Annotated in this window: 15 protein-coding genes and 2 pseudogenes; 10 read left to right on the top strand and 7 right to left on the bottom strand. The window is 55.7% G+C overall.

Features of this window, described 5'->3' with window-relative positions; translation table 11 throughout:
• The first annotated feature begins 97 nt into the window (after window positions 1-97).
• The 5 genes from HDF16_RS27915 to HDF16_RS27895 all read left to right on the top strand — a co-directional run bounded on the left by HDF16_RS27915 (window position 98) and on the right by HDF16_RS27895 (window position 6,779).
• Window positions 98-1,249 (top strand): efflux RND transporter periplasmic adaptor subunit, encoded by a 1,152-nt coding sequence (locus tag HDF16_RS27915; protein ID WP_184223870.1) that lies wholly within the window; start codon window positions 98-100, stop codon window positions 1,247-1,249.
• Window positions 1,246-2,493: an efflux RND transporter periplasmic adaptor subunit gene (locus HDF16_RS27910; protein WP_184223868.1), complete on the top strand. Its 1,248-nt coding sequence runs from the start codon at window positions 1,246-1,248 to the stop codon at window positions 2,491-2,493. The genes HDF16_RS27915 and HDF16_RS27910 overlap by 4 nt, the downstream gene beginning before the upstream one ends.
• Before the next feature lie 18 nt (window positions 2,494-2,511).
• Window positions 2,512-3,825 (top strand): HlyD family secretion protein, encoded by a 1,314-nt coding sequence (locus tag HDF16_RS27905; RefSeq protein ID WP_184223865.1) that lies wholly within the window; start codon window positions 2,512-2,514, stop codon window positions 3,823-3,825.
• On the top strand, window positions 3,825-5,117 hold the full coding sequence (locus tag HDF16_RS27900) for an ABC transporter permease (RefSeq protein WP_221313324.1): 1,293 nt from the start codon (window positions 3,825-3,827) through the stop codon (window positions 5,115-5,117). The genes HDF16_RS27905 and HDF16_RS27900 overlap by 1 nt, the downstream gene beginning before the upstream one ends.
• Before the next feature lie 114 nt (window positions 5,118-5,231).
• Window positions 5,232-6,779: a TolC family protein gene (locus HDF16_RS27895; RefSeq protein WP_184223863.1), complete on the top strand. Its 1,548-nt coding sequence runs from the start codon at window positions 5,232-5,234 to the stop codon at window positions 6,777-6,779.
• A 307-nt stretch (window positions 6,780-7,086) separates the two neighbouring features.
• Here HDF16_RS27895 and HDF16_RS27890 read toward each other — a convergent pair whose 3' ends face one another.
• Both HDF16_RS27890 and HDF16_RS27885 read right to left on the bottom strand, forming a co-directional pair.
• Window positions 7,087-7,509: a hypothetical protein gene (locus HDF16_RS27890; protein WP_221313323.1), complete on the bottom strand. Its 423-nt coding sequence runs from the start codon at window positions 7,507-7,509 to the stop codon at window positions 7,087-7,089.
• A 174-nt stretch (window positions 7,510-7,683) separates the two neighbouring features.
• Window positions 7,684-8,061, bottom strand: coding sequence for an HU family DNA-binding protein (locus HDF16_RS27885; protein ID WP_246410361.1), 378 nt, complete (start codon window positions 8,059-8,061; stop codon window positions 7,684-7,686).
• Between the two features lie 1,124 nt (window positions 8,062-9,185).
• On the opposite strand from HDF16_RS27885, the gene HDF16_RS27875 reads away from it, so the two are divergent.
• The gene (locus tag HDF16_RS27875) at window positions 9,186-9,986 is read left to right on the top strand and encodes a nuclear transport factor 2 family protein (protein ID WP_221313322.1); all 801 of its coding nucleotides are present in this window, start codon (window positions 9,186-9,188) and stop codon (window positions 9,984-9,986) included.
• A 12-nt stretch (window positions 9,987-9,998) separates the two neighbouring features.
• Here the strand turns inward: HDF16_RS27875 and HDF16_RS27870 are convergent, their stop codons facing one another.
• Both HDF16_RS27870 and HDF16_RS27865 read right to left on the bottom strand, forming a co-directional pair.
• On the bottom strand, window positions 9,999-10,244 hold the full coding sequence (locus tag HDF16_RS27870; RefSeq protein ID WP_184223857.1) for a hypothetical protein: 246 nt from the start codon (window positions 10,242-10,244) through the stop codon (window positions 9,999-10,001).
• A 355-nt stretch (window positions 10,245-10,599) separates the two neighbouring features.
• Window positions 10,600-11,663 (bottom strand): annotated as a pseudogene (locus HDF16_RS27865) (IS5 family transposase).
• Window positions 11,664-11,764: 101 nt separating this feature from the next.
• Here HDF16_RS27865 and HDF16_RS32285 point away from each other — a divergent pair.
• Both HDF16_RS32285 and HDF16_RS27855 read left to right on the top strand, forming a co-directional pair.
• Window positions 11,765-12,220, top strand: coding sequence for a DUF2934 domain-containing protein (locus tag HDF16_RS32285; protein WP_184223852.1), 456 nt, complete (start codon window positions 11,765-11,767; stop codon window positions 12,218-12,220).
• A 158-nt stretch (window positions 12,221-12,378) separates the two neighbouring features.
• Complete coding sequence (locus HDF16_RS27855; protein WP_184223850.1) at window positions 12,379-13,029, top strand: BON domain-containing protein; 651 nt, start codon at window positions 12,379-12,381, stop codon at window positions 13,027-13,029.
• A 234-nt stretch (window positions 13,030-13,263) separates the two neighbouring features.
• Here the strand turns inward: HDF16_RS27855 and HDF16_RS31040 are convergent, their stop codons facing one another.
• On the bottom strand, window positions 13,264-13,644 hold the full coding sequence (locus HDF16_RS31040; protein ID WP_246410359.1) for a helix-turn-helix domain-containing protein: 381 nt from the start codon (window positions 13,642-13,644) through the stop codon (window positions 13,264-13,266).
• Window positions 13,645-13,664: 20 nt separating this feature from the next.
• Entirely contained in the window at window positions 13,665-14,033 is a 369-nt protein-coding gene (locus HDF16_RS31035) for a Crp/Fnr family transcriptional regulator (RefSeq protein ID WP_246410357.1), read from the bottom strand.
• Window positions 14,034-14,234: 201 nt separating this feature from the next.
• On the opposite strand from HDF16_RS31035, the pseudogene HDF16_RS27845 reads away from it, so the two are divergent.
• Window positions 14,235-15,231, top strand: a pseudogene (locus HDF16_RS27845) (IS110 family transposase).
• Between the two features lie 581 nt (window positions 15,232-15,812).
• Entirely contained in the window at window positions 15,813-16,580 is a 768-nt protein-coding gene (locus HDF16_RS27840) for an IS6 family transposase (RefSeq protein ID WP_184223848.1), read from the top strand.
• A 117-nt stretch (window positions 16,581-16,697) separates the two neighbouring features.
• Here the strand turns inward: HDF16_RS27840 and HDF16_RS32280 are convergent, their stop codons facing one another.
• Complete coding sequence (locus tag HDF16_RS32280) at window positions 16,698-16,901, bottom strand: IS66 family transposase zinc-finger binding domain-containing protein (RefSeq protein WP_432432302.1); 204 nt, start codon at window positions 16,899-16,901, stop codon at window positions 16,698-16,700.
• Window positions 16,902-16,916: the final 15 nt, after the last annotated feature.

The following is a 16,916-nucleotide window of genomic DNA, read 5'->3' as shown; positions in this document are numbered from 1 at the left end:
GCTGCGTCGAATGATTGTCAAGCACATTGATCACACAATAGTTTAGACATCAAACGGATGTCATACCGGTTGTGTCGCAGAGCAGGAGATGATCGGGGTGCCGTTGCCGTTGGCTGAAAAAAACTCTGAAGATGCTTTTGTGGAGGCAGAGCCGCCGTCGGCAGGAGCCGCGACCACGCGCCGTCGTGGAGTCCTGCTTGGCTTGACTCTATTGGGCGCGATTGGGGTCGCGCTGGTCACCTTCTGGCTTTTGAGGAGTAGGAAGCCGGTCAGCACAGCAAGGACTGTGCAGTCCGCAAGCGACATCAAGAATACGGCGCCAAACTTGCGTCTCAAAGGTACGACTCAGGCTGTCGAAACGCGCGCGATTCTGGCACCTCTTCTTTCAGGCGCACAGGAAGGGACGCTCACGATCACGCGCCTTATGCCAGTGGGGTCCAGGGTGAAACTGGGTGATTTGTTAGTCGAGTTCGACAGCCAGGCGCAGTTGCATGACTTCATCGACAAGCAGACGGAGAGTGACAAGCTCTCCGGAGACCTGATGCAGGGACATGCCAAGGAAGATGCAGCCCGGGCCAAGGACGAGACGGAGATTCAGACCGCGGAAGATAGCCTTGGTACGGCCGAGCTGGAGATGCAGAAGGTCGAATTGATGTCGAAGATCGATGCCGAGAAGGCGAGAGAAAGCCTTGATGAAGCGAAGGCTACGGTTCAACAGCTTAAGGAGACCTTCGACCTTAAGCGGAAGGCAGCACAAGCGTCAATCCGCATTCTCGAAATCCAGCGCGACCGTGCACGCGATGCCATGCTGCACGCCCAGGCGAACGCCGCGTTGATGCAAGTCCATTCCCCCATCGACGGGATCGTTGTTCTGAACACCATCTGGAAGGAAGGCAGTATGGGCGAGGTGCAGGAGGGCGATCAAGTGCGGCCCGGAGTTCCCTTCATGCAGGTCGTCGATCCCTCCAGAATGGAGGTCCAGGTTTCGGTCAACCAACAGGATGTACTTGCTCTCCAAGCTCAACAACAGGCTCGAATCCATCTTGACGCCTATCCGGATCTCGTCTGTCCCGGAAAGTTGGAAGTTGTGGATCCCCTCGGCCAGCCGGGTCCCTTCTCGCCTAAGGTTCGGGTCTTCTCTGCGCTCTTCTCGGTGAAATGCGTTGACCCTAGACTTCTTCCTGGTCTCTCGGCTGCAGTGGACCTGGTTCAGCCATTGGACAACCGTGCCGCAGGAAATCTGCGATGAAGAAACGTTTTTGGTCACAGACAAAGCCTCGCGTAGCTCTGATTGCAGTGGGGGTGGCGCTGCTTTCCGGGGTCGCGGTTGCTCGACTCTCCCATGTCTCCAGCAACAAGCCGGTCATTCCTACCTTTGACGTGAAGCGTGAGGACTTCATCGACAGTGTGGAGTTTCACGGTGACGTGAAAGCAATGAAGTCAGTCAGCATCTCTGCGCCGGCTAACGTCGGTGATATGCAGATCCTGAAGCTGGCTGCTAACGGAGCGCAGGTGAAAAAGGGCGACATGGTCGTCGAGTTCGACAAATCGAAGACAGAGCAGGAGATGAAGCAATTTCGCTCTGTACTCAAGTCCGCCCAGGCTGACATCGAGCAATCCCGTGCTCAGGCACATCTCTTGGAAGAGCAGGACCTCACCGCTGTCAGCAAGGCCAAATACGACGTCGAGGTGGCCAGGCTGGATGCCAGCAAGCAAGAGATCGTCTCCAAAATCGAGGGCGGAGAGGCAACCCTGAAGCTGGTCGACGCTGAGCAAATGCAGAAAGAAGTGGAAGCGAAGCTGAAGGCCGATCGGTCCGCCAATAAAGCAGCCGTCGATGCGAAGATCGCGGCAAGCAGGAAGGCAAACTACGACCTCGAGCGAGCCGAACATGCACTCTCCACCATGACCCTGCTGTCACCTTCGGGCGGGATCATCAATCTGATTACGACCTGGCACAACGGTGGAGTCTCCGCCTTCAAACCCGGCGAGCAGGTATGGTCCGGCGCTCCAATCGCCGAGCTTCCAGATGCAACGACACTGCGAGTCTCAGCACGAGTCGATGAAGCGGAACGAGGACGCCTTGCAATCCACGAGCCAGCTACAGTGCAACTAGACGCGATCTCCGACCAGCAGTTCACAGGTAAGTTGGAACAGATTGGGACCATCGCCACTACGGACTTTACCGCGGGCTGGCCCATTCCGAGAAACTTCGATCTGCGAATTGCGCTGGATCAGAATGACCCGCGGCTGAGACCGGGTATGACTGCACAGATAACCGTGATCGTCGATCGCGTGCCCAACGCCATTGCGATTCCGGCTCAGGCATCTTTTCAGAGATCTGGCCAAACAGTGGTCTATCTTGCTCGTGGCTCAAAGTACGAGGAGCGAGCAATTGAGGTGGGCCGTAGAAGTCGCGACCGCATCCTGGTCACGTCGGGGTTGCAGGCTGGCGATCGCATCGCCCTTCAGGATCCATCAGCGAAAGAGTAAGAGCTTGGGAGCGCACCGATGAAGCGCAGTTCTGTGGTGAGGTGGGTAACGATCGCAGGGTGTGCGGCCTTGCTCGTCGCCGCGTTCGCGATAAGCCGTCCCAATTCCACTCCGTCTCACAGCGATGACATTCCCGTTGGCGAGGTCAAGCGTGGCGACCTGCAGATTATGGTCCACGGAGATGGCGAACTCAAGGCGGGCCATACTGCGACGCTTACAGCCCCTCCGGTCGGCGGCGGCTCCTTACGGATCACGCGCCTGAGTATTGGTCGCGAACCCGTGAAGAAGGACGATGTCGTCATCGAGTTCGACCCGAGCGAACAGCGATACAAGGTAGAGCAAAGTCAGTCGGAACTTCTCGAAGCACAGCAGGAGATCGTAAAGGCAAACGCCGACGCTGCGGTTCTTGCAGCGCAGGACAAAGTAGCTCTGCTCAAAGCCCGCTATGGGGTCAAAAAAGCGGAACTCGATGTGCAGAAAAAAGAGATCGTAAGTACGATCGACGGAGCAAAGTTCGATGCTGCATTGACCCACGCCAAAAGATCCCTCGCCGAGTTGGAGACGGACGTGGAATCAAACACTGCGTCTCGACAGGCATCTGTCTTCCTCGCCCAGGAGAAGTACAACAAAGCTAAATTGGCGATGGACCAGGCTCAGCAAAACATCAAGATGATGCATGTAGCTGCACCGATGGATGGCTTGATTTCGATTCAAAAGAATATGAATGCCTCCGGAGGCTTTTTCTTCACAGGGATGTCCTTGCCGGACTATCGCGCCGGCGATCAGGTGCAACCCGGTAATGCTATTGCGCAGGTGGTCGATCCCAGCGGTGTTGAACTTACAGCGAATATCGGCGAACGAGATCGTAGCAACATTAAGCCCGGGCAAGCTGTTCAGATCACGTTTGATGCCCTGCCGGGCAAGGTCTATCACGGCACGGCGAAGAGTGTTGGTGGCATTGCCACTCGCCAGATCTTCGATGGGACCCCTGGTGGAACGTTCAGTGTCTCAATCCAACTGGCCGATGCCGACGCGCGCCTTCGATCTGGAATGACCGCGCGGCTATTGTTTGTAGGTGACACACAAAAAGACGTACTGCTGGTGCCTCGTCAAGCCATCTTCCTCAAGGATGGCAAAAGCATCGTGTACCTACAGCGTGGCTCCAACTATGAACAGCAGGAGGTTGCGCTGCAGGGAGAGAGCGAGAGCCGAGCGATCGTCAAAGGCAAAGATGGAACACTCGCCGCAGGGTCTCATGTGGCGCTGATCGACCCAACGGTCCCAAGAAAGCCAGAAGCTGGAACCTCTCCTTCGACTGGAGGTACCCCCTAGTGGCGACACTTCCGTCCTCCGCCGCCCGCAGTCTAGACCTTCGCTATCAGCAATGGATTCGGGACATCCATCTTGGCATACAGAATCTCTTCCTGCATGGGCTTCGATCGTTGCTGACGATGCTTGGAATGATCTTTGGAGTGGCCGCGGTCGTCGCGATGCTTTCTATCGGCGCCGGAGCCAGGCAAAGGGTCATGGCTCTTATTGAGCAGATGGGGGTTCACAATCTGATCGTTGAAGCTCGGGAGACAACGGAGTGGCAGGCACATGACAAGATCCGCAAAATCTCTCCGGGCCTCACCTTTTCCGACTACCGCGTCATCCTCGATGATGTCGATGGCATTCAAGCATCAACCCCGCGCAAGAGATTTACTCCATCAAAGACGATCCCGAAATCGCAGCAGGATGTTCCCGCTGTCTACGGTGTGAGACCCGAATATCTACAGATTGCTGGCCTGCATGTCGCGAGCGGAAGGTTCTTCAATCAACAGGAGGAGACCGAAGGCGCACCGCTGTGCGTGCTGGGGACCGCCGCCCGATGGAATATGTTTGGCGCTTCCGATCCGACAGGCCAATTCGTAAAGCTAAATGAGCAATGGTTTCGGGTGATCGGAGTCGTAGGCCCGCAGCTTAGCGGAGAGTCTGGCGCCAGCGGTGTCTCGTCCCAGGACGATAACAATGTCATCTACATTCCGCTCAACGCCGCTATCCTTCGCCTCGAAGATAGCTATAGCAACGTTCGCGATGAGATCGATGGGATCTACATCAACCTGCGAGACGGCGCGGATATGAGCAACTCAGCGCATGTCGTTCGGGCCATCTTGAATTCGTCGCATCATGGCGCAAGCGATTTCAGTGTCGTCGTGCCCGCTGAACTTCTGGCAGAACAGCAGCGAACCGAACGCCTCTTCAATGTTGTAATGGTCGCAATCGCCTCGATTTCATTGTTCGTCGGTGGCATTGGAATTATGAATATCATGCTGGCCAGCATTCTTGAGCGCACTCGCGAGATTGGTTTGCGTCGAGCCGTCGGAGCGAAACGAGGGGACATCTTGCGCCAATTTGTAGTTGAGGCCACAACGATCTCCTTCACCGGCGGAACCCTCGGCATCGTCCTTGGATTTGTCATCTCGCGCATGATCGCATGGCTGGCCGGATGGTCGACCATCGTTACGGTTAGTTCGATCGCTATCTCTTTCTTCGTCTCGATAAGTGTCGGTCTCGTCTTTGGAATTTATCCGGCCATGAAAGCAGCGCGGCTCGATCCGGTGGAGGCAATACGTTATGAATAGGGTTCTTATGGGAGTGTTCGAGGCATGATTGGGCGTCTACTTGTACTGGCTACTCTTTTGCAAGCGAGTGTTCTGCCGGCATTGTCTCAACGCACGGAAAGCTATTCGGCTCTGATGACTCCCCAAATCAAGTCGAACAAGCTGCCTCCTCCACAGGACCTCGATAAGTTCATTAGCGGTGGCAAGCTTTCGCTCCGCCTACAGGATGCAATTCTGCTGGCTCTCGAGAACAACAGCAATATCCGGATTGCAGAAACACAAGTGGAGACGCAGAAGTTTGTTCTCCTCGGAACGTACAAGCCATTCGATCCCCTGGTGCAAAGTGTCGTCAACGCAAACCGCTACTCCTATCCCGGATACACCCAACTCCAGGGCGTTGGCGATGGGACAAATTCCACCCAGGATGTTCTCACGCAGTCTTTTCAAGTGAGCTACTCGCAGACATTCTCTACCGGTACAAGCTTTACCGCGAACATCGGTTCCATTCGAACCTCCACAAATAGTTCTTTCTACTTTTACAATCCCTATTACAACTCCACGGTCGGTCTACAGTTCACTCAACCCTTGTTGCGAAATGCCGGTCGCTTCGTGACCACAGCTCCTCTGGTGATCGCACGAAGCGCGCTGCAACAATCTCGTGCCACTTTTCAGACGCAGGTGAATAACGCGATACTTCAAGTTGTCTCTCAATATTGGGCAGTCGTCCAGGCCCGCGGCAGCTTCGAGGTGCAGCACAAGTCTCTTGATGCGGCCGATGCCAGCTATCAACACGACAAACGTGCATTGGAACTTGGCGCTTTGCCTCCCCTGGATATCTACAGATCACAGGCCGAGGTAGCTGCCAGGCGCTTGGTGATCATTCAGGCCGAGTACACGTTGAAGCAGACGCAAGAAGCTCTTCGCCTGACAGTCGGTGCGGATCAGGATCCTTCAGCTGCAGCCCTTGACTTCGATTTGACCGAGAGCCCCGCTGTGGCCGATGCAACAGCCGATCAGGACGCCGACATGCTGACGAAGGCGCTCGCGTCGCGGCCTGAGATCGCAGCGGCAGACATCGCGGTTGCCAATGATGATCTGAGCGTTCGCGTCGCACGAAATGGATTGAAGCCAGATCTGTCGCTTAGCGGCTTTTATCAGAGTTCTGGAGCTGGAGGGAATGTCTACGACCTCAATGACGGCCACTTGGTAACTCCCGGCGGTCTTGGGAGTTCTTTCAATCAGACCTTCGGCTTTGGCTTTCCCGGTTATGGCGGTTCGCTGACGCTTAACCTTCCGCTTCGGAATCGTGCGGCCAAAGCCAACCTTGGCACCGCCCTGGTTGCCCGGCATCATGACCAACTGTCTGGTCAAGCGACCCGTGAACAGATTGTGTCCCAAGTGCATGACGCGATCTACCAATTGGACGAGGCACGTCTTGCGCTGAAAGCAGGAGAGTCGTCACTGGATCTGGCGCAGAAGTCTCTTGCTGCGGATCAACGCAAATTCGAGCTTGGTGCGGAGACCAACTTTTTTGTACTTGATTCGCAAACAAAGCTCGCACAAGCTGAGGTTGAGTTGCTTCAGGCGCAGATCAACTATCAAGTAGCGCACGCTACGGTGGACTATACCACCGGCGATTTACTCAAGAACTATAACGTCAAGATAGCGGAACTCTCGAAGTAGAACTTCTCCGTATCGTGGCTCGAGCTTCCTTCAATCGTTCACCCTGGTGCAGCTCGAATCTGTAGATGCATAGCCACGACCCGAGCTGGTTCGGCCCTTTCGCCCAGGCCCTCGCTCTCCGGCGCTAATATCGCCTGTTGGTGGAAAGCTAAAGCGTCGCTGGATATGCAAAGCGGTTCCGTCATCATAGTGTTTCGTAGTCGTCGTGCGGTGCGTAATGTGGAAATCGACGTTCTTTGTCGATTTCCAAGGACGGTGGGAAGGGTGGGAGACTGACAGTCTCATCGTCGGTCTTCCAGGCTTTCCATCAGGCCGTCATTTCCACCGTTTTTGCCGGCGGCGCGCTCGGCTCTTCATAATCAGGTCCGTAGACTTTGCGTGGATGCTTCTTGTAGCCGAGCTTCTCGCTGTTGGTCTGCACCTTCGGCTCGTGCTTGACCTTCTGAGCCGCCCTGATCAGCGACAGCGCATGACCGAGCCTCTTGTTCTCGACGACAGCCGTGTGGCTGACTCGCTGGTCCTTCGAGAAGATCCGATAGGGAAGCGAGACACCCTTCCAACGCACCTCTATGCGGCCGTCCGGGAAGTGGTAACCTGCCTCGCGCTCACCGCCAGCACGATCGCCGCAGAAGCCACGGTACGCTTGCCAGCCAGAACTTCCGTCACAACCTCGATACGCTGTACGTCCCGTTCGCTCATCAGCACCCAACCCATAGTCGTCCGCCTCCAAGGCCATAACCCTAGGAGGGCAATCGGACACTTCTATCGGGCGAGAGTAGGACATTTCTATCCGGCGCTAATACAATCGCGGGTTCATGGCATTATCGGACATACGGCTCTTACAGGTGCAAACAGTTGATCCCCCGCGGACGCGGAGGATCGCTTTACTACTCTGATGTACTCGTTACTTCGTTGGTGCGATCAGGTCCTTGGCTGCCTTCGCGACCCGGAACCTGACTGCCGTCTTGGCTTTGATCTTGATCGCTTCACCTGTTTGAGGATTACGGCCGATACGTGCCGCACGCTGAGCTTTCACCAGCTTTCCGAGGCCAGGGATCGTGAACTCGCCGTTCTTCTTGGTCTCCTGAATAGCAGTCGACGCGAGAAGATCGAAGAACGCTGCAGTCTGCTTCGACGACAACTCCATCTTCTCTGCAACCAGTTTGACCAGCTCTGCTTTCGTCATCTTCTTGGTGGAGCTTGTTTTCTTCGCGGGAGCGGCGCTGGTCTTTGCCGCCACGGGAGTAGCGGTCTTCTTTGCGGGTGCTTTCTTCGTTGCCATGGGATCCTTGAGGTCGAACGGGTTAGTAGGTCACTTGTGCTTTGCAGGGTTTTTTTTGGAGGCCGCTTTCTTTGCTGGAACCGCAGTTCCCTCCTTTGGAGGTGAGACGTAAGCAACGACGGACGCGCCGAGCTCACGCGTTTCTGCGGTCGTCAACATGCTAGGCGACTTCAGCGCTTTCTGAGCGAGCTTCTTGATCTTGGGAGATGTGATTGCTGCAGGTGCTTTGGGCATCTCGTAATTCTACGTTCTAGAGCTCTCTGAAGTTTTCAGAAGAGGTGCTTAAACATCACGAGGACCGATATGCTGTACCCGTGCGTAAAGCGATAGCCAACACATCGGAACGACGCAAGGAGGCTCAGCACATAGGCATTCGCGTCGATTTTGAAGTCAGTATCGCGCAGGATCTTGGAGATCCGAGCGATTTCATCACCGTTTATCAAGGAAGCGCTGTCGCAACGATGAACGATGACAGTGAGCGCAGGATCGGAAAGTCACGATCTACATTGTTGAACGCGGACGCATCTTTATCGAAGAAATGTCTCTCTTCGAGGTCATGGATTCCCTGGATGGAGACAGTTGTAATTGCTTTGCGAACCTATTCGATCATAAGACTGAAGAGCTTAAGCCTGTCGTTCAGCGATTGCTTTCAGAAGATAGGTCCCTTGACTCGGACCTGATGCTGATTGAGCATCTTGAACTCGATCAGGTATACCGTGGTCAAGGCATAGGGAAGGAAATTGCTCTCATGGCTATTCGAAAACTGGGAGCTAACTGCGGTGTGATCGCTTGCGTTCCAGTTCCTCTGCAGTTCACCGGTAGGTGTGAAGACGAAAATCCCCGAGGTAAACGGTCAGCGCAGCAACGGGTTAGGCAGTTCTGGGAAGGTGTGGGGTTTGTCCGGGCTCCTAGGAGTGATTACTACGTATGGCCCGAATGAGCCGATAAGCCTCATTATGCATAGAAAAATCGCGGACTAATGGCATTATCAGAACTGCGCCTCTTCGAGGCCCTAAACAGTCGATCCTTCGCTGACGCGAAGGATCGCTTTACTGCTTCGAACGTCTTCTACAGAATCACTGTTTTGTCGGCGAGCCCGCTTGCTCGCATAAGGGGAATCTTCGATGCTTTCTAAGGTCCGTCCATCACGCATAGGCTTGGACTACTTTACAGTCACCCGTCGCCGCGCCTTGGCCTGGGCATCGCTGCTCGCTTCGGGGTTGATAACCAATTTGGCGGGGGGGGCTCCGATCAAGATGCTACAAGCTACGGGAACTGGAAGTGATGGGGTCAAGCCGTCAGGCGGGGGCCGTGGTGACGGTCGGACTACGCAGCAAGTCGCAGCAGACTCTAGCGCTGTCACTGACGTCATCCTGCGCGAGCGCTTGGCCCGGGAGACCCACAACGCGGCGGATGAGGCAGCTTGCTTTCATCCAGATGCAGTCGTTGAGGTCTCCTGGTTCAAGGGCAGTGCCGCCAAGTTTATCGAGGCGGGAAAAAACAACCCCGACACGGAAACCGTCCATTTCGATTCGATGAGCCCCGGCGTCGTCTGGCTCAAGAACGATCGCGCAATTGCCGACACAGCATGCGCGGTCCATACCTTTTCGCTATTGGATGAGATCGAGGTCGGCACGACAAGCTATACGCGCTTGTTGTGGCGGGTGCAGCGGTCTGAGGGACAGTGGCTTATTCGTGGTCTTCGCGGCATTTACATTCGCGATACGCTGATCCCGCGCGATCCTACCAAGGTGCCGAAATTAGACGAAGAGAAGCTTCGCGGGTTCCGGCCCTCCTATCGTTTTCTTAGCTACATCCTTACCGCGAACGGAGCCCCTGCCCACAACGATCTTCCAGGCGTCGATCAACCTAAGGTGGTCGCCGCGCTGAGAGCAGCCGAGCGCGAATGGCTGGAACAGGGCTAGAAGCGGATTACGTTATTTGTCCAGGAGAGATATTGGCGATGGGCCAAGCCAATCGAACGCCCTTTTGTAAAGAGCATCGACTCGCGCCGGCTGATCGTCGCCGTAGAGATCAGGAGTCATGGAACGATCACCCAGACTGATGTCGTAAGCCACAAATTGGCACGGCGCCCTGAACTTAGCAAGTTTCTCGCTGTCCACATCCAAAGTGGTGCCGGGGATTGTCGGGTTCAATGTGTCGCGTTCGTAGATGGCTTTCATGAACAAAATCTTCCAGCCAGTCTCTCGTCTCTCCAGCTGCTGGCTTCTGACCCAGGATCACAAACGATCTGGCTTTCTTCACCTAACGTCCATCGTATTTTTATCCTTCATGGGGGTATTCGCTCTCCTGATCAGGCCTGAACCGATCACGCCTCAAGGTGTGTAAAACAGCTCAGCCTGTCGCTCGTGTACAGGTTCACTCTAGGAGCTTGTTGAAATAGGGATAGTTGGCGCTGGCTTGAGGGCGGTTTCAGGCCTTTACGACTGGGTGGCTGGGTATTGCGCTCACCGGTCCTGGCTGAGTGGCTTATTGAACAGTCAACGGGCATTTTCAGGCGCACCGCTGCTGGTAGCCTTACGCCGCTTGCTGGGCGATGAGCCTTGGCAGGCGCAGGAGGTTGTGGGCGGCGCAGCTGAAGACGAAGATCCAGTCGACCTTATGCAGACCGCGCAGCTTGACTTGCCGAACAGGACCGGTCTGCTTGAGCCACCCGAAGCTCTTCTCTACCAGCCATCGCCGGCTTAGACTGATCGCATAGCCGGGATGCCGGGTGGTTCTGCGACCCATGTTGGAGCAGCGTCCCTTCTCGTTCTTCGTTACATGCGCGGTCACGTTGAGAGCCCGGGCGGCGGTGACGAAGTCCTTCGTGTCGTAGGCCTTGTCGGCACCGACGGTGATCCGCCGCGAGCTGCCTTTTTGCTTCGTTTCGAGCAGCAGCAGTGCGGCTTCGCGCTCGGCATAGCCATCTGCCTGGGTGGCCATCGCGGCGGCGATCAGGCCGTTGCGGTTCTCCACCAGCGCATGGCCAAGGTAGGCCAGATGCGACTCTTTGCCATAGCTCTTCTTGTAGAGCCTGGCGTCCGGATCGGTGGTCGATTCATGCGTCTCGTTCTTGCGCTGCTGACCGTGGAAGTCCGTGCCGTCACCATCGGAGCCGTCCTTCTTGCGGAAGCTCTTCTGAGACGCCCACGCCTGGATCAGTGTTCCGTCGACGGTGAAGTGATCATCGCTCATGAAGCGCTTGGCCTGTTTGTTGACTTCGGCGAAGAACTGCTGCGCTACTTCGCTGGTGAGCAGACGGTCGCGGTTCTTCGAAAACACGGCGTGGTTCCACACCGCTTCATCCATGCCGAGGCCGACGAACCAGCGAAACAGCAGGTTGTAATCAAGCTGCTCGACCAACTGCCGCTCGGAGCGGACCGAATAAAACGCCTGCAGCAACAGCGCCCGCAACACATACTCGGGCGCTATCGAGGGACGGCCAGAGTTCGAGTACATCTCATCGAACGCCGTGCTCAGAGAGGTCAGCACCACATCCGTAAGACGGCGTATCTCACGCAGCGGGTGATCCTGAGGAACACGCTGCTCCAACGTCAATAGCTGAACATCCCACCCTGCAACCGCTCATCTCCACGCATACTCCATAAGACGATAGGAAACGACTATTGGACCAAAGGGAACCTATTTCAACAAGCTCCTAGAGGAGCCTTAGAGGCATTCGACAGGCGAGGAGGTTGAGATGGGTGAGCGTTTGGTGGATGTGGCAAACAAAAGCGGAAATGTCATTCACACGTATCCGGTCACTGTAGGTAAGCCTGGAAGCAACGCATCGAATATCGCCTTTCAAAGCAAGTCCTTAGATGCAGCGGTACTGGACCACCTGGTGCCTAGCGCAGATGTTCCGGACCTAGCCGCCCGGATGCACATCAGTCGTGGTGGGCCCTTACAACCATACGGTGACCACGTTCCGTGTAATTCGCAGACAAAGGACGGCATTATGGAGGCGGTTCGCGGCGAAGCCTACCGATTGTGGGTAGAAAGCGGTCGTCCAGAAGGGAGGTCCGACGAGTTCTGGGAGCGTGCACACGGAGCACGACTGCGATGGCGGGCGTACACACTGTGGCAGCAAGGTGGACGGCCCACCGGAAACGCGGATTACTTCTGGAACAGAGCTGAGGAATTCGAGAAGTTCTGAAGGTCCAAAGCTTTCTCCTTGCTAGATGACGTTCTCAGGAACTCGGCTGCGAGGCCGACAGCCTCTAAGAATTTGAATTCCCTCTGACTTGTGGAGGTCGTCAGACCGGCATTGCCGACAACATTTGGCTTTACTAACCGAGGAACGAGGCACGAACTATGAACATGGCAGAGACTTTGCGAAACGATGTAGAGCAGGAATTGCGCTGGGACCCCAGCGTTTGTGCAGAAAAAATTGGTGTCTCAGTCAACGATGGCGTCGTCGAGCTCGACGGGCATGTCGGTAGCCTATTTCAGAAGTGGGCTGCGGAGCGTGCTGCACTCCGGGTCGTCAACGTCACCTCGGTCGCAAGTGAGATCATCGTCGACCTGCCGTTAGACGACACACGCACAGACGCCGATATCGCCTACGCTGCGACGAGCCACCTAACCTGGAACACGCAGGTGCCCGACTCGATCAAGGTAAAGGTCTCCGAGGCCTGGGTTACCCTGACGGGAACAGCCGAGTGGAACTTCCAGAAGGACGAGGCGGAGCGCATTGTCCGCTCGTTGAGTGGTGTCACGGCTGTCGTCAACGAAATCGAATTGAAGCCGAAAGCAAACGCTCTCGGCGTCAAAATCAAGATCGAAGACGCGCTCAAGCGCGATGCTCAGATCGACGCGAGCAATATCACTGTGGAGACCTCTGGAGCCGCGGTTACCCTGCGGGGCCGGGTGCACTCCTGGCGAGAACGGAACGATGCCGAGCACGCCGCATTCGGCGCTCCCGGCGTTGCAAGCGTAGCCAATCTTCTGACCGTTACGTTCTAAGACCTTACCGAGTTGAGCGGAAGGGCGAGCCGTCCCCTTCCTCGCGGGGCTTCGCTAAGACAGGCATTCAGTCCCGCGCGTGACAGTCCGGGGTCCATTGCACTAGGCCCCGCAACCTGTGGAGAGAAAGCAATAACCGTCGACAAGGCCGCTTGTCGGAGTTCTTAGCTCACATTGCCCCTGGTGACAGCAATGTTATGTTGGGTTAACCCCAAGCTAGGGCATGACTGAAGGTTAGGTGGTCATCAGGCGAACTGCTTTAGCTGTTGAGTGTTTGGCGGCTTCTGACTGATCTCGATGACGGTCCAGGAGAGAAGCTTTCTGGGAGTTTTCTTTCGACGGTTGATCCTGCAAGATGACGTTTAGCAGTGACTTGTGTACGCGAATCCTGTCTTTGTAGTCGATAAAGCCAAGTTTTCGGAACCGATTCATGAAGAAACTGACGCGGGACCGGGTGGTTCCGATCATGTCTGCAAGGGCTTCCTGAGAGATCTTCGGGATGAGGGTCAGCTGATCCCCCTCCTGACCGAACCCCGCCATCATAAGTAGAATTCGTGCGAGACGTTTCTCGCTTGAATTGAACAAATGATCAACCAGGTCAGCCTGCGTTCTCATGCTTTTGGCCAGTAAAAGAGCTAAGAAAAGATCAGAGAAGGCATGCTCTTCATGAAGCGCGCGCGAATCATCTCTTTTCTTCCAATCTTCATGGCAGTACACGCAGTGATCGCTGTAGCGGTCGCTAGACGCGGGCCCGCTATGCCAGCGACACATTCTTCCCCGACAAATTCGCCGATCGCCAGAAGGCTGATCGTAGCCTCCTTGCCCGCTGCAGAAACGATCGTCAGCCTCGCCCGGCCCTTCTGAAGGTAGTAGATGGAGTCGCAATGGCTTCCCTGAAGGAAGAACACCTCGTTCGCTTCTAACTGCACGATCGTGCGGCCAAGACCCGCCATTGCGAGAAAGGCTGCTGGATCGAAGGTGACGGGTGAAAGTGGTTCACGCATGCCGCTGACCTCTACCGTAAGCCGGCAGCGATGACTTCTGCTAGCCAGCTATACACAGATGGTACGCCATGTGCGCAACGTAACAATCTAAACATACATTCGTGCTTAACCCAGAACTGTGTGCTTATAGGGGTAATGGGATGGTCCGTCGTCTTCAAATCAGATGTGGCAGCATGAAGACGAGTACAGGAGGATTCTCCCATGAAGGTACACGTTTGCGGTATTGATATCGGCAAGACGGTCTTTCACCTGGTCGGCCTGAGCAAGGAAGGCCACATCGTCACCAAGAAGCGCTTCAGCCGCAAGCAGCTCGTCACCTTTACGGTGAATCTGCCGACCTGCCTCATCGGCATCGAAGCCTGTCCAGGAGCCCACTTTCTCGCCCGTATTCTCCTGAAGCAAGGCCACGACGTGAAGCTTATGCCGGCCGAGTATGTGCGGCCGTTCGTGAAGTCCAACAAGAATGATTACGTCGACGCGGAAGCCATTGCTGAGGCTGTGCAGCGGCCGACCATGCGGTTCGTGCCAGTAAAGAATGAGGCGCAGTTGGATCTGCAGGCTCTCCATCGCGTTCGGGATCGCTGGATCGGCCGGAAGACTGCCGTGATCAATCAACTCCGTGGCTTTCTCCTGGAGCCATGGGATCACCGTTCCCGCAGGACCAGCACATCTCACACGCCAAATTCCTTCCATCCTCGAAGACGGGGATAACCTTCTGGAGCTTCGCGATGAGTGGCTCAAGCTGGAGGAGCAGATCGACGCGAGCAATCGGGAACTTGCCGAATTCGCCAAGAAAGAGGATGGTTGCCGGCGATTACTGACGATCCCAGGCATTGGCCCACTGACCGCGACGGCACTCACGGCTGCCATCGGAAACGGATCTGCATTTCGCAAGAGCCGCGATCTGGCAGCGTGGCTCGGGCTCGTTCCCCGACAGCATTCAACTGGCGGTAAGGCCCGATTGCTCGGGATCAGCAAACGAGGAGATCCCTATCTCCGTCGACTCTTTGTTCACGGCGGGCGAGCGGTGCTGGCCCAGGTAAAACGGGAGCGACACCAATTCGGCGGCTGGCTCGATCGACTTGAAGCGCGGTCACCCCGCAACGTCGCAATCGTGGCTATGGCGAACAAGATCGCAAGGATGGCGTGGGCCGTTTTGACGAGCGGCCAATCGTATAACGCTGCATTCAGCACGTAAGGAAAAGTTGAAAATCAAAGAGCGATTTCCCACTTTCCCTCACGACGGCGACGAAGGTTTATTAAGTTCTCACCAGGTTTGCAAGTAGATTGTTGATGGCTGAACAGGTCAAACCGACCCGCTCTGATCCTGATTGGGTCCATGGTCTGCAATTGAGACCGCTGGGGTATTGAGGAGAGAGAGGGTGCGGATTCCATCATGGCTCGGAGCAGATGAACCGCTCCACTGAGAAGCCGTATACATAGGAGCAGACCGCTTCCGTCATCAAACGGTTTTGCTTGCAATTAGGCGACGGACCATACATGGGGTCTGAGTAGCAACGGAACAGAAAACCTACATAGGATGCCGGTTTGAGGCTTTCCAACAAACCTCGGTTTGTTGGAAAGCAGGAATGGTGAGCAAAAGGCCGTCTTTTCCGTTCGATTTTTCTGCATTAAGCCGTTCAGAAATCTACGTCCAGCAAACCGGGTGGAACGCAGGTTTCTGGAAAGGGACTTGGGATCGCCAGATCGGACAATCTGGCTCTGTTGCAAGTTTTCGGTGGCCGCGTGAAGATGGGCTGAACCCGAGCGGAGCTGGTCATGTCAGAGTTCAAGTGGCGTCAATTTGAAGGCGAGATCATCCTTTGGGCGGTGCGTTGGTACTGCCGTTATGGCATCAGCTATCGCGATCTCGAGCAGATGATGGGCGAGCGCGGCGTGCCGGTCGATCATTCCACGATCTACCGCTGGGTTCAAAGGTACGCACCTGAAATAGAAAAGCGGCTGCGCTGGCAGTGGCGTCGTCCCCGGTCAACGAGCTGGCGGGTCGACGAGACCTACGTCAAGGTTCGCGGCAGATGGACCTATCTGTATCGAGCGCTCGACAAGGATGGAAACACGATCGATTTCTATCTCTCGCCGACACGGAACGCCAAGGCGGCGAAGCGCTTTCTCGGCAAAGCTCTGAACGGTTTGAAGGATTGGGAGAAGCCAACTGTCATCAACACGGACAAAGCCCCAACCTACGGGATCGCGATCTCGGAGCTGAAGGCCGAAGGCAAATGTCCCGAGGAAACGGTGCATCGACAGGTCAAGTATTTGAACAATGTCGTCGAGGCCGATCATGGCAAACTGAAGCAACTGATCCGTCCAGTGACGGGCTTCAAGACGCTGAAGACCGCCTATGCGACCATCATGGGATTTGAGGTGATGCATGCCTTACGGAAGGGCCAGGCGGCGATCTTCAACCTCACGCACGACATCCGAGGCGAGGCGCGCATCGTCGAACGCGCTTTCGGTATCGGTGCCAGTGCGCTCGCCGAGGCCGTCGCAGTTATCAGTGAACAACTCGAACTCCAACCGGCCTGACGTCCAGATCGAACGGCACCCCCGGGACGCCCCTGTCCATGCCTACTTTTTGCAACAGAGCCCTAAAAACGCACCTTGACCAGCCTGATGCGATCCCCAAGAGCGATGTAGACACAGTTAAGCCTTCGGGGTCTTCCAAATGAATTCCTTTCCAAGTTGGCTCTCGGAGGGGTCCCGTGCTGCAGCAGATTGGAAGCGATGACGCATAACCTTGAAGCTCTCAGGGATGTACTCGAGGACTTCAGAGACATCTTCTCCGAACTCGCGCAACGCGCCACCACAACCAGGGCAACAGCTTGTCTCAGGAAGATGGGTCTCTATCTCGCGGGGCAGATG

The sequence above is a fragment of the Granulicella aggregans genome, assembly GCF_014203275.1.
GTDB lineage: Bacteria > Acidobacteriota > Terriglobia > Terriglobales > Acidobacteriaceae > Edaphobacter.
Note: the sequence above shows the minus strand (reverse complement) of the source record. Positions and strands in the feature narration are given on the sequence as shown.